Source organism: Streptomyces sp. NPDC056628 (assembly GCF_042792555.1).
Taxonomy (GTDB): domain Bacteria; phylum Actinomycetota; class Actinomycetes; order Streptomycetales; family Streptomycetaceae; genus Streptomyces.
On sequence record NZ_JBHTWG010000051.1, the window covers coordinates 22,680 to 35,618 of the forward strand.

General features: G+C 66.4%; 9 protein-coding genes. 3 read left to right on the plus strand and 6 right to left on the minus strand.

Going from position 1 to position 12,939, the window contains the following annotated elements; translation table 11 throughout:
* Nucleotides 1-239 precede the first annotated feature (239 nt).
* Nucleotides 240-986 (plus strand): DUF5131 family protein, encoded by a 747-nt coding sequence (locus ACFRAC_RS34105; protein WP_382938158.1) that lies wholly within the window; start codon nt 240-242, stop codon nt 984-986.
* A 46-nt stretch (nt 987-1,032) separates the two neighbouring features.
* On the opposite strand, the gene tcmP is transcribed toward ACFRAC_RS34105, so the two are convergent.
* From tcmP to ACFRAC_RS34120, 3 genes are all read right to left on the minus strand, one after another.
* Nucleotides 1,033-2,214: a three-Cys-motif partner protein TcmP gene (gene tcmP, locus ACFRAC_RS34110; protein WP_382938160.1), complete on the minus strand. Its 1,182-nt coding sequence runs from the start codon at nt 2,212-2,214 to the stop codon at nt 1,033-1,035.
* Nucleotides 2,215-2,725: 511 nt separating this feature from the next.
* The gene (locus ACFRAC_RS34115; RefSeq protein ID WP_382938162.1) at nt 2,726-3,619 is read right to left on the minus strand and encodes a GNAT family N-acetyltransferase; all 894 of its coding nucleotides are present in this window, start codon (nt 3,617-3,619) and stop codon (nt 2,726-2,728) included.
* A gap of 352 nt (nt 3,620-3,971) precedes the next feature.
* Nucleotides 3,972-4,175: a cold-shock protein gene (locus tag ACFRAC_RS34120; RefSeq protein ID WP_382938165.1), complete on the minus strand. Its 204-nt coding sequence runs from the start codon at nt 4,173-4,175 to the stop codon at nt 3,972-3,974.
* A gap of 380 nt (nt 4,176-4,555) precedes the next feature.
* Between ACFRAC_RS34120 and ACFRAC_RS34125 the strand changes: the two genes are divergently transcribed.
* The gene (locus tag ACFRAC_RS34125; RefSeq protein WP_382938180.1) at nt 4,556-5,761 is read left to right on the plus strand and encodes an IS256 family transposase; all 1,206 of its coding nucleotides are present in this window, start codon (nt 4,556-4,558) and stop codon (nt 5,759-5,761) included.
* A gap of 286 nt (nt 5,762-6,047) precedes the next feature.
* Here ACFRAC_RS34125 and ACFRAC_RS34130 read toward each other — a convergent pair whose 3' ends face one another.
* Entirely contained in the window at nt 6,048-9,572 is a 3,525-nt protein-coding gene (locus ACFRAC_RS34130) for a hypothetical protein (RefSeq protein WP_382938167.1), read from the minus strand.
* 435 nt (nt 9,573-10,007) lie between these two features.
* On the opposite strand from ACFRAC_RS34130, the gene ACFRAC_RS34135 reads away from it, so the two are divergent.
* Entirely contained in the window at nt 10,008-10,136 is a 129-nt protein-coding gene (locus tag ACFRAC_RS34135; protein WP_382938169.1) for a hypothetical protein, read from the plus strand.
* A gap of 51 nt (nt 10,137-10,187) precedes the next feature.
* On the opposite strand, the gene ACFRAC_RS34140 is transcribed toward ACFRAC_RS34135, so the two are convergent.
* A complete protein-coding gene (locus ACFRAC_RS34140; RefSeq protein ID WP_382938172.1) occupies nt 10,188-11,111 on the minus strand; it encodes a Ku protein in 924 nt (307 codons plus the stop codon).
* 346 nt (nt 11,112-11,457) lie between these two features.
* Nucleotides 11,458-12,792, minus strand: a complete 1,335-nt coding sequence (locus ACFRAC_RS34145) for a Tat pathway signal protein (RefSeq protein ID WP_382938183.1) — start codon at nt 12,790-12,792, stop codon at nt 11,458-11,460.
* Between the last annotated feature and the right edge of the window lie 147 nt (nt 12,793-12,939).

The following is a 12,939-nucleotide window of genomic DNA, read 5'->3' on the forward strand; positions in this document are numbered from 1 at the left end:
GGCGCAGGCCGCGACGGCGCGCTGAACCGCCGGTGAGAAAAGGCCCTTCGCCCAACCTGTGCTCGATCGCAAGCGTTAGGTTCCTGAACGGAGGTTCGAGACGTGGTGTCACGAGATTCGACCGAGTGCGCGCGGATGCTGCTGTGCGTGCCTGGGTGTCCCGGTTCAGAGGGCATCGTTAGGCAGCACACCGAGGCAGCCCCAGGCGCGGCCGCGCACGCGAGGACAGGAGGAGACCGGTGAGCGACCGTAGTGCGATCGAGTGGACCGAGGCGACCTGGAATCCGACGACGGGGTGCGACCGTGTGTCCCCCGGCTGCGACAACTGCTATGCCCTGACCTTGGCGAAGCGGCTGAAGGCGATGGGGGCGGCGAAGTACCAGAACGACGGTGATTCCCGCACGTCCGGTCCCGGCTTCGGTGTCACGCTTCATCCGGATGCTCTGGAGGTTCCCTACGGGTGGAAGAGTCCGCGGACGGTGTTCGTGAACTCGATGTCCGACCTGTTCCACGCCCGGGTACCGCTCGATTTCGTGCGCCAGGTCTTCCAGGTCATGGCCGACACCCCGCAGCACACCTACCAGGTCCTCACCAAGCGTGCCCGGCGCCTGCGGCAACTCGCGCCGAAGCTCGACTGGCCGGACAACGTCTGGATGGGCGTGTCGGTGGAGACGGAGAAGGAGCTGGTGCGCGTCGACGATCTGCGTGACGTTCCCGCAACCGTGCGGTTCCTGTCCTGCGAGCCGCTGCTGGGGCCCCTGCCCGGTCTGCGCCTGGACGACATTCACTGGGTGATCGCCGGAGGCGAGTCCGGCCGCGGGCACCGGGCTGTGGACGAAGCCTGGGTCACCCAGATCCGCGACACCTGCCAGGACGCCGGTGTCGCCTTCTTCTTCAAGCAGTGGGGCGGGCGCACCCCGAAGGCCGGCGGCCGGCTCCTGCAGGGCCGAACCTGGGACCAGATGCCGCTGCCGGTCGCAGCCTGAGCGGTCTGTTCGCTGCAGCCGGACATGGTGCGGCCCGGCCACAGCATCAGGCCGCGCGGTTGCCGGGGTACAGGGTGATCTCTCGGGTCTTCTTCACGCCCACGCCGTTGCTGGGCGTCCCGCCCTGTTCGTGCAGAAGCTGTACCGCTTTGCGCACCACCGGCTCGGTGATCTGCCCGTAGAAGGACCCGAAGACCTCCAGCGTGTGGTCGACGAGCTTGACCGGCCGCCGGGTGCGCGCCAGCAGCTTCGCCAGGTTCTCGGCGATCTCCGGCACCGCCTTGGCCTCGGTCTCCTTTGGATCCGGGCGCGTCACCGAGGCCACGGAGAACAGGGCATCGTCCTCTTCGCGCTCTTCCAGCGTCTCCCACCACGTGGCCCGGGCCCGGGCGACGGTGTCGCCGAACACCCACAGGCCGTACGGGCTGCGGGTGGCGAACACCAGTCGGTACACCGCTCGTTTGCGGGGCGAGTGCGATACCGGCACCGACTGCACCAGCATCCCGGTACGCCGTTCCAAACGGCGGGCGTACTCGGCCGCGGTCTCCTCGATTGCGTCCTCGGCGGCGCCGTCTTGGTGACGGGAGGCGACCGCGTCGGCGAAGTACGCACGCCACCAGGTCCCACCGCACACGTCATCGAACCGCTGCAGCGACTTCTCGTTGCCTTTCGGAGAGCGGACGTGGCCGCCCAGGCGCCACACGGCCATCATGCTGAAGTTCATCAGCAGCTCAGTCGGCGGCCACTTCTGCGGACGCTTACGCGCGAGGACATCGACGAGGCGGTCCTGCGGCAGAACGAGCCCGCACGGGTCCAGAAAGAGAAAAAGCGGCTCGCGACCGGCTCGCTGGACGACCTGGTCCAAGACTCCGTCGATCTCACCGCGGTGGGCGTGCGCTCGCACACCACGGGCCGCGTAGTGCTGGACGACGTCTTGTAACCGGTCGTACGACTTCGCCTGAGGCTCGGAGAAGAAGCACTCCAGCGTGAGTCCGGGCTTCTCGCGCAGGGACGAAGCGACCTTCAGCGCGATCTCCGCGGAAGCCGGATCGCCGTTCTCGTAGCGGCCCTCACCGGCGTACCCGTCGAGGTAGACGACACGCTTGCCGTGGGAATGCGTGCCTGTCATCCCGCCGAACTGCGGTAGGTACCGCTTGAGGAGGTCGTGCTTGAACACGCTGGGCAGTGCCTTGTCCGCCCAGTAGCCCCCGCTTGTACCCGACGACATCGCCCCACCCCCAGGATCGCCGTATCTGCCTGGTCACAGATGGTGAAGCACTGGTCGAAACAGAGCAAGAGGCACTGCCCTGGGGCCCGCAGCCAGGAACAGACCACCCGCTCCCGACCGCCGACTTTGAGTGTGGAGCAGTTCGACCCGGCAGTTCGGGCGGCACGCCGTCGCCCGCCAGGCGCGGGGCGGGCGCCACGGTGCGGGAGTCGGGCGCGGGCGGCAGAGTGTCGCGGATCCGCTGGCAGGCCCACGGTCTGCCGAGGGCCGAGAGAGTCTCCGTGCGCCGCTGGGGGCAGTTCGCGCGGCTTCCCCCGCGGACCTGAGCTGCGACGTCACCGCGTTCACCTACCCGCTAGCTACTTGCCCCTGAAAAAGTGTTTGGGCTGGTGACGGGGTCGACTGCGGGGCTGTGCTGCTGGCCTGTCGGCGGGATGTCCCTCACTGGCTGAGGACGGTCATCCGCTGGAGGTTGTAGGCGAAGATCCCCAGGGCCAGGAAGATACAGCTACTAACCCCGCATCCCAGACGGCGTCGGCGGCCTGGTGAAAGTGAGCAGCCGGTCGACCTCGATGAAGTCAGCGAACAGATAGGTGCGCAGGGCAGCGGTGGGATCCCACTCCGGGTCATCATGAGACTCATCCAGGTAGACGATCGTCTCGCGAGCACCGAACCCGAGGAGCACGTCCATAGCGTTGCCCAGCAGACCCAGGGTCAAGTCCTGGCCGCAGGTATCCGGGGCGACCGCGAGGCTGTGGATCACGCCGACCCCGCCGACAGGACGCTCCACGATGGCCTGGGCCAGCACCCGCCCACAGCGGCGGACCTCAAGACGCCTGCCGGGCGGCGCGACAGTGTCCTTCAGCTCCACGTGCCCGAGGTGGGGCAAGCCTGCGACGGGAAGCTCAGCACGCAGATACCAGCTCCGCCCCAGACCGGTGAAGCCCACAGCCAGGAGGGCTTCGTGCGTAGCCCGGCTACGGCGCTCCGGCAGACCTACCAGGCCCCTGGTGAGGGCGGAGGCCAGTGGGAAGCCATACACGAGGCGGGCGCCGCTCCATTCCAGAGTCCGAGCGATCAAAGTCGCGGCCGCCTCGGAGCTGTCACGGCAGTGCAGCCACAAGAGCAACGATGCGTCGTCGCAGGGGCGCCCGGCACAGCAGACGATGCCACCAATGCCGCCATCGGGCGTGCACAGCACAGTAGTGACGAGCCCATCCAGCGCCGCCCACGCAGCCGGATCAGCTACTGAGCGGCCGGCCAGCGCCTCAGCGAGCATCGAAGCGGTGCAGATCGGCTGCCCAGGCAGCCGATCTGCCGCAAGCAACTCAAGCACCGCCGCCTCATCCGCCGACTCATACGGACGCAGACGGGGTGATCTCAACCGGCTCAAGCTGATCACCACGCCATACCTCTCTGGCGCTTTCGGCCTTAGCTCAGTTTCCTCCCCACAGGACCGGCGACGCCAGCCTCCACCACCGTCAGTGTCACAGCCGACGGGACCTTTTTTAAACTCACCGAGTCGGGCTCCCAGGGCAAGACCAAGGGAGCCCTCTCCGGAGCTGATCGTGCAGGGCACCAACGAGGGCCTGGCCGCAGCCCGGGGCCCGCGGCCGCGTCGGCGGCCGGCCTGCCGCGTCAGCGAGCAGCTGCTGCGCGCCGCCCGGGCCAACGCACACCGCCGTACGGGCCGACTGCATGAGCGAGGCGGCTGCCGGACGGGGCAGCCGCCTCGTTCTACGCTCTCCCCTGCCCGCTCAGCCGCGGACGATGTTCTGCGCCTGCGGACCCTTCTGGCCCTGGCCGATGTCGAACGTGACGTGCTCCCCCTCGGTCAGCTCGCGGTACCCACTGCCCTTGATCTCGGAGTAGTGCGCGAAGACGTCCGGGCCCCCGCCGTCCTGCTCGATGAGGCCGAAACCCTTTTCGGCGTTGAACCACTTCACGGTGCCGCTGGCCATACCAGTTGATCCTTCATTCATGCCCAGGAACAGCCCTACAACCGGGCATGCTCCGGCTCGCGCAACCACACGAACCAACAGCCGTTCTACCCCGCGACGCCACCCCCACACGCATACGGCCGACGACACGATCAAGGAACCGGAGGTTCGCCACTACGCCACGGCGTACGAGCCGCTGAGAGCACGGCCGCGCGGGAGCAGTGGCTCGCCTGTCAGGCATGTAACGCAGACGGTAGGAAGCGTTAGGGAGTGTCTAATCAACGGCGGATCTGATGATCAAGGAGACGCCAGAGATGACCGACACCGTCGTTGAGCCTGAGCCCGCTGAGCAGCCGGTCCAGGCGCCGTCGAGTACGGCGACGGACGAGCAGTTGATCGCGATGCTGGTCGACCGGGCCCGCAGCGAGGGGTTGCGGCTGACCGGCGAGGGCGGGCTGCTGCAGATGCTGACCAAGCGGGTGCTGGAGTCCGCCCTGGAGGGCGAGATCACCGATCACCTCGGCTACGAAAAGCACGATCCGGCCGGGAAGAACAACGGCAACAGCCGCAACGGCACCCGGGCGAAGACCGTGCTGACCGACGTCGGCCCGGTGGAGGTCAAGGTGCCCCGCGACACCGCCGGCAGCTTCGAGCCGCAGATCGTCAAGAAGCGGCAGCGCCGCTTGACCGGCGTCGACGAGATGGTGCTGTCGCTGTCCGCGAAGGGCCTCACGCACGGCGAGATCTCGGCCCATCTCGCTGAGGTCTATGGCGCCGAGGTGTCCAAGCAGACCATCTCCACCATCACCGACAAGGTGATGGACGGCATGGCCGAATGGCAGAACCGGCCCCTCGACCGCGTCTACCCGGTCCTGTTCGTGGACGCCATCAACGTCAAGATCAGGGACGGACAGGTCGCGAACCGCCCGATCTACGTGGTGATGGCGGTGACCGTGGACGGCACCCGCGACATCCTCGGCATCTGGGCCGGCGACGGCGGCGAGGGCGCCAAGTACTGGCTGCACGTGTTCACCGAGCTGAAGAACCGCGGCTGCGAGGACGTCCTCATGCTCGTCTGCGACGGGCTCAAGGGCCTGCCCGAGGCGGTCGAAACCGTCTGGCCCCGCACCATCGTCCAGACCTGCGTGGTCCACCTCCTGCGCAACAGCTTCCGCTACGCGGCCCGCCAGGACTGGGACAAGATCGCCAAGGCCCTCAAGCCCGTCTACACCGCCCCCAGCGAGGACGCGGCCACGGAGCGGTTCCTGGAGTTCCAGGAGACATGGGGCAAGAAGTACCCGGCGATCGTGAAACTGTGGTCGGACGCCTGGGCCGAGTTCGTGCCCTTCCTCTCCTTCGACGTCGAGATCCGCAAGGTCATCTGCTCGACCAACGCGATCGAGTCCGTGAACGCGCGGATACGCAAGGCCGTCCGCGCCCGCGGACACTTCCCCAACGAGGCCGCCGCCCTCAAGTGCGTCTACATGGCGCTGATGAGCCTGGACCCCACGGGGAAGGGCCGCAAGCGGTGGACCATGCGCTGGAAGGCACCCCTGAACGCCTTCCAGATCGCCTTCGAGGGCCGCCTGACCCCGAGCAACAACTGACCACTCAACAAACAAGATCAGCCGTTAAATTGACACACCCCCCGCACGGAGGACTCACAAGTGACGAGGGCTTCTCGGCATCCCACAGCCCTCGGTGCGGACCCACAGAAACGGAGGGCACGCCCGGCAAGGTGATTGCCGTGGGCGTGGTGAAGTCTGGCTAGATGCCCCCTGACCGGCAATCGTTACGGTCGATGACGTGTCAGCACTACGGATACGTCGTGGAGCGCGAAGAGGCTGCAGCCGAGATCGGCAATGTCGGCTCTGTAGTTCCCCCTGGGCAGTGTCAAATAGGCGCCCATTCCGGCGCAGACGCTAAGGCGATGATGAATCCGAGAGCTATGAGCCCGGTAAGGAGCATGAAGAGCTCATAGACGAGCGCCGGATTCCAAGCGGCCACTTCGGTGATCTTCTTCCACTCCAGGCCCTTATTTTCTTCTCGGCCTTCCGCTTTATTTTGCTTGCGTACGTCCTGCTCTGGCCGCCTGAAGTACTTATAGGCGATGACGCCATCCATGGGGGAATTGAAGCCAGCCCAACCTCCCGGCGCAGGAACCCACCCGTAGGTACCCACCAGACCTTTGGGCCCTTCAGCGGCTGGGATATTTGCTGAGATAAGGGAAGCCAAATACTTCATCACCTGAGTGCTCGCAGCTACTTCCGATCCTTCGGGCTTGATTTCGTAGGCATGGATCTCAGGGAAATGTGCGGGCGACACCTCCAAGATGTCTGGTTTCAGAATGGCTGCTGTCGCATCGAGGACCGCACCAATGTCCGCGTCTTTATAGATCTTGACGATCTCGGTCATGATCTTGGAGAGAGTGTCTGTGTTCGTGGCGACATACCCATGCGGTTGGTGGACTGCCCTGTAGTACTCGCCGATGGCGAGGTGAACTACCCAACCGATGTAGTACGGCACCGGCATCTTCCCTGGCGGATCCCATTTCCCAGGTGGCGGCAGCGTCGAGCCGAATCGAATGGAGACGACGGCGCTTCCCCCGGTGGCGCTTGCTTCCTCTGCGTTGATGGCCGCGACGATGCCCTCGGCGGTCAGGGCAGAGAGCCCGATGGACTGCAAGGCCAACTGCTGCTCCGTGGGCGGCAATCGGTGCAATGCTTCCAGGTATCGCTGCAATCGCGGAAGGTCGGCCTCGGTGATGATCCGGGTGCCACGTCGCAGTCGGGCCGCCTCTACTGCTGCGACAGCCCGCGGATAGAGCGAAGGGTTGGGCGTGCCCGAGGCGAGGAGGTCAAGGATTCCAGCGACGGCAGGCCCCGTGCCTGGGCCGGCCAGGGCATCCAGGGTTGTGTGCAGTTCCCACCAAGGCATTTGCTGGAGTGCCGTGTTGGCGGCAGCGACCGCCGCATCCAACGATCCGCCGCTGCTCAGAAGGCTGCGGATCACTCCCTCTGGCGACTCCGACAGCTTCGCTCCCGGCCCGCTGGTGGGAATGTCCGTCCAATCTTGGGGCGGCATGCCCGCCTTCACAGCCGCGGAGAGAAAAGCCAGCCGATCCGCCCGTTCGCGTGCCGACGCCGCCGCGTCCTGGCCCTGGATGCGAGACCAGTACTGCGAAGCCGGTTCAAAGGCGTGGTAACGGGCAGCCGGTTCTTTCAACCGGGTCCACACTTCGAGGTTCAACTCGTCGGCGGACAGCGGGAGCGCCGTGTTGTGGGCGGCCATGACAGCAGCCTCATCACTGAGTGCGGCCGCCTGCGCGATGCGGGCCCGGCGACGGAACTCGTCTGCGTTGGCGCGCCAGTTCCACTGCTGCTCGGCGGTCGGCGTGGTCAGACCGGTGAGGCCTGCGCCGCCGTCCTTGTTGTAGGGGATGGACAGGACGACCTCGCCTATGGAGGGTCCGTCGGTGCCGAACTGGCGAAAGCGCGAAGCGGCGTAGGCGACTTCGGCATATCCGGGCCCGCCGACGGCGGCGCGTATGGCATTCCCGCTCGGGTTGCGGCCGAGTATCGGTGGCGCACCCGTGCTCTGTCCCTGGACGGTGACACCCATGTACGTCACCCGGGCCTGCGCGGTCACTTCGCCGCCGACACAGACATCGGAGGTGACCGCCCACTGGGACTCCCCGGGAGCCAGCGTGTGCCAACCACTTTCCGGGATCTGCCCGGCCTGCGGCTGGCCGTTCAGGTCCCAGCTCAGCTGGACACGTGCGTCGACGGCGAGCTTCCTGATGGCACTCTCCCGCGGACCCAGGACGCTAACGGCGACGGTGAAGGCCGGCATCTTCGGCCTGTCGTGGTCATCCTGGATGGCGAAGGCCTTACGCCCCGCTTCCTTGACCAGTCCGCTGCCGATCTGGCCTCCTACCGGGCCTCCGATGGGGCCCATGTGGCCGGGGCTGATACCTGGGCCCAAGCCCCCTCCGCCGTAGCTTCCGCCATGGATTGGCCCAGGCCGGGGAACATTGCCCAGGACCGGAGGCTTCCCTTTGGGGGGATCTTGATAGATGACGGCCGATGCCTGCGTCTTGCCCTCGACGGTGACCTCTACCTTCACCACATCCACGTAGTAGGGCTCGGAGCTGACAAACCAGCTTCCCTCGGTGTAGCCGCGCAGCTGAACGAGGAACTGTCCTGGGCGGGCGGGGACTCCTGGACCGGTCGCCCCGTTCCAGAGCACACCGCCGGCGAGCTCGGCGTCGTCGACGGAGCGCAGCAGTACGGGGTCGGCCTCGCTGTTGCGGTCATGAATGAACAGCTCCCAGCTGTCGGGCACGACGAGGTCCGGATCCTCGGGCCGGCTCATGGTGACGGGCAACCGGAGCCCGTTGGCGACGAGGTCATCGAACGCGATCGCAGGGGGCACTCCGGCACCCAACGTGATGGTCGGCCTGACCATTTCGAGATTGACGACGGTACTGTCGGCCGCGGTGGCACCGTGGGTGTCCTTGACCTCGACGTCCATGCGGAACCGCTTGGCGACGTCGAACGGGAGTTTCTGGCCCGCGGGGGCAAGGAGGAGATCGGGGGTGGGCTGGGTACGCGGGGATGGCAGGAGGAACGGCCCGGGCCGATCGAGCCTCACCGTCTGCCAGGTGTAGGTCAACGGATCCCCGTCAGGATCGCTGGAGCCGCTGGCATCAACGATGATGTCCCGCTTGGGGCGCATGCCATTGAGCAGTCGGAAGGTCTGCTCGGGTGGCCCGGCATCTGCTCGTGGGCCGGAGTTGACCCGCACGATGCTGTGGGTGACCGCTGCGCTGGCGGAGCCGAAAGCATCGGTGACGGTGAGGCGAAATACATAGGGCCCTAAAGCCGCGTCCGGCACCTCGGTCCCGGCCGGTAAAGCGACAGGGGTGGCTCCGATCAACTTCTGCCATGGAAGTTTAGCTGCCCCGGGCGGAAAGCTCTCCAGTGCCCATGAGTAAGTGAGTTGCCCGCCATCGGGATCCTTGCTGGCGCTCCCGTCCAGCCGTAGGTCTTCCAATAGCCGACTGCCGCCACTCCGACTCACACCCCATATGCGCGCCATCCCGGGGTTAGAGATCGGTGGCGAATGGCGAACCAGGTGATCGGACCTCTTGCCCGTCATCCAGTATTCATTGTGCACCAAGAATGCGCCTGTATCCGACAGGCCACTAATGGGCGGACCCGAACTCACGAAGGCATAAACGACCCCGAGGCGACGTATCCTTTCCCATGCCCTTCCGGGGGTCCGAAAGGTGCCCGGATTGTAAGGGCAGGCGACCGGGTGAAGCCTATTGTCATCCCAGTCATCAACGAGGATGTAACTAGACACGGCATTTACGTCAGGATTGGACGTGAAGGTCACCAGCACCTCCTGTCCCACGGGAGCCCCCTTGAACAGCGGCTGCAGGCCTTGGGAAAACCACACGTCGAGTACCGGCGGTGCACCAGAAGCATCCAAGGCCACTGAATCAAAAGACGCAACATATACCATGGGACCTCCAGCGTTACGCAAGGATTCAGTTCACTGTAACGGCGGTTTGGGCGGAGTGTCACTCATCGATTTAGCTTGTCATTTAAGGTCCGGTGTCGAACGCGGCTCGAACTTGTCCGGTGTTTTCGCAGTTCAGCGGACGTGAGGACGGCCTCCGTCTGATCCTTTGCTCCGTCACAGAGGCAGAGGAACAGTACGAAGGCCGTGGTCATGCGCCGAGTACCTGTTCAGTGACGTCGGCGGCACGTGGGTTGGTTGATGAGAAGGCCGACTCGCCGACTCTGGGGCGCTTCGTCATCGGCAGGGTACGACGGCGAGGCCACCGTGGACGTGTATGCCGCCGTGACCGCGTTCCTGGCCGAGCCGGAGGGCCGTGACCTGCGTTCGCTCCTGGAATCCCTGCAAGAGGCCATGAGTGCACCGGTCGGCGTCCACGACACCTCGTACCCGTGACGTGGCTGCGCACGGCACCGGCCGACTCCAGGCTCGGTGCCGTGCGTTCGCTCATGCGCTGCGTGGCCGGCGTGCGGCCGTCTTCTTGGATGCTGCCTTCTTGGCCGGCTGCTTCTTCGTGACCGCTTTCGCGCTCGCCTGTTTTTTCGCCGCGGTCTTCTTCCTCGGCAGCTCATGCACGTCCGCGTCCTCGCCGCGGGATGCCTTGGCCTTGGACACCGACTCGGCCAGTGCTGCCATGAGGTCGAGGACCTGCCCCGGTGCCTCGGGCTCCGGCGCGTCCGGCAGAGGCTTGTCCTCGCGCTTCGCCTCGATGATCTCGGCGAGGGCGTCCGTGTAGGTATCGCGGAACTCCTCGCCTTCAAGATCGTCCCGGCTCATCGACTCCATCAGCGCGAGCGCGCCCTCGATCTCCTCATCGGTGACCTCGACGGGCGGCGGCAGCAGCTCCTGCGGTGAGCGGATTTCGTCGGGCCAGCGCATGGCATGCAGGACCAGGACCTCGCCGCGCACACGTACCAGGCCGAGACGCTCGCGGCCCGACCAGGCATAACGCGCGACCGCCACCTTCGACGACCGGCCCAGCGCCTTGACCAGCAGCTTGTACGGTTTCGCGGCCACCTGCCCGTCGGGAGCGAGGTAGTAGCCCTCGCCAATACGGATCGGGTCGATCGACTCCAGGGGCAGGAAACCCGAGATCTCGATCGCCTTGGCCGTGGGCAGCGGAAGGCTGCTCAGATCTTCGTCGGTGATGGCGACAACCTGGTCGCGTGCGTACTCGTAGCCTTTGCCGATCTCCGACTGGGTGACCTCGCGGTCCTCCAGCTCGCACACCTTGCGCACCCGCACCCGTCCCATGTCCTGCAGGTGGTACTGGTGGAACTGGATGCTGTGGTTCTCCGTGGCGCCCAGCACGTGGATGGGAACCGTGACCAGGCCGAAGCTGATCGCACCGTTCCAGATGGTTCGGGGCATGCGTGACCTCCGTGACTGCCCCGAGAACAGCAGCCTACGAAGGATCCAGGGGCCGCGCACGCCCGGGGCAGGGCTTCGCAGTGAGGGGATGAGGACCGTCGTGGCAGCCTTCACGACTCGACGTTCCTACGGCCCAGTCCTCTTGCCGGCGAAAGAGGGCGGCCCCCTTCCAGGGCGCTTCGTGGGGGCCGCCAGACGCCCAGCCGTCCTGTCAAGAGCGGGGCAGGGTCCACGCTAGGGTGCCGTGGCGCCCGGCGCTCGTTCGGTACGCCGACGGAGACGCTCGGCCAGTGGCCGCTCAATGGGGCCTGACACTTCAGCCGCTGATCGTTTCGCGGCACGAGGGTCAGGCAGCGACCGTAGATGGGCGGGCTGTGGTCAGGTCTTGCGCCCGGCTGCGGATCTCTTCCACGGCTGTGGAGTCGTATCGGCGGGCCGCGTCCAGCAGGGTGTTGAGCCGGGAGACGACCAGCGTGGAGTCGACGCGGACGGCTTCGTCGAATCCCTGGTGGGCGGCAGCGACGGCCTTCTCGGGTTCGCCTTCCTCGAACAGGGCCGCCGCCAGGCCTATCTGGTCCATGACCCTCACGCGGTCGAAGCCGGGCTTGCGCAGGCGCAGCGCGTTTTCGAAGTGGATGCTGGCCCGGCGCTGTTCACCGTCGAGTCTGGATACGTCACGGGCGGAGACGGCGCGAGCGCCGGCGTGCTCGGCTGCGTCGAAATACGCCACCCACTCGGGCAGGTTGTTCAGTCCGGTGGCCAGCAGCACGTCTGCTTGCGCGAGGCACTGGTCAGCATGGCGGGCATCGCCGAGTGCGGCGTGCACCCTGCCGGTCGGAGATGCGACCAGCGCTCTCGTCGCGGGCATCGTGGCCTTCCGCGCGGCGACGTCGAGGAGGCCGAGCGCATCCTTGGGGTGGCCGAGGTAGATCATCTGGTGGGACATGCGGGTGACGATCTCTACGCCGCGGTCCGGGTTGCCGGCTTCGGCGGCCGCGTACACGCCGTAGCTCCAGTAGCGCTGGGCCTGCGGGTACCGGCCGCAGTCGTGGCTGACCCATCCCGCGAGGGCGGCGAGGTCGGCAGTCGCCGTGAAGACTTGGCTCTTCAGTGAAGGAGGGACGCCGTCCTGGATGCGGCGGGCGACCTCGGCGAGCTGGGCGACGATGGCGGAGCGGTAGAGCCCGCCGCCCTTTGAGGCATCCGCCGAGGTGAAGAAGCGGGTGACCTCCTCCAGTGCTTTGACGGTGTCGGTGTCGAAGCCCTTCACGCGGCGGCTGAGCGCGCGGGCGGCGCCGCCGAGCATCCGTTCAGCAGCAAGGATCAGCGGGGCTCCGAGCGCGAGCTTGAGGGCGTCACGGCGGTTCGCGAACAGGTCCATCTGTGTCCATCCGGCCAGGGTCTGGGCAGCGGCCTCGGTCAGGAGAGGGAGCTGGATGCTATCCAGCACTACTTCCGTACCCGTCAGTCCGAGATCACCGGGTGTGAGCGGCTGACCGACCTTCTCGGAGAGGACTTCCGCGAGTAGGGCGGGTACCGGCGGCCGGGGTCTTTCCCCGTCGACCCAGCGCCGTACTCGTGTCGCGTCGGGGGCGATCTGCTTGTGGCCTTGTGCTGTGGCCTTGCCCGCCACTCGACGGGCGATCTCGCCGTGGGGCAGGCCGGAAGCGGCGATCCACATCGCCAAGTGCGGGTTGTCTGACCTGCCAGCCAACGCCCTCATCCCCCACTGCTACTGAACTTGATTGAGTGATGTCGGGGTCCGGCGGAGGGTGGCAGGGGCCAGCTCGCGCCTTCCCCGGGTGGCCGGAGCACGAGGATGATGCTC

What these genes read in the sequence shown, in the direction of transcription:
- tcmP (WP_382938160.1), bottom strand. Translation starts at nt 2,214, where the DNA reads ATGTCGTCGGGTACAAGCGGGGGCTACTGGGCGGACAAGGCACTGCCC.
- ACFRAC_RS34120 (WP_382938165.1), bottom strand. Translation starts at nt 4,175, where the DNA reads ATGGCCAGCGGCACCGTGAAGTGGTTCAACGCCGAAAAGGGTTTCGGC.
- ACFRAC_RS34125 (WP_382938180.1), top strand. Translation starts at nt 4,556, where the DNA reads ATGCTGGTCGACCGGGCCCGCAGCGAGGGGTTGCGGCTGACCGGCGAG.
- ACFRAC_RS34140 (WP_382938172.1), bottom strand. Translation starts at nt 11,111, where the DNA reads ATGCCCCGAACCATCTGGAACGGTGCGATCAGCTTCGGCCTGGTCACG.
- ACFRAC_RS34145 (WP_382938183.1), bottom strand. Translation starts at nt 12,792, where the DNA reads ATGTGGATCGCCGCTTCCGGCCTGCCCCACGGCGAGATCGCCCGTCGA.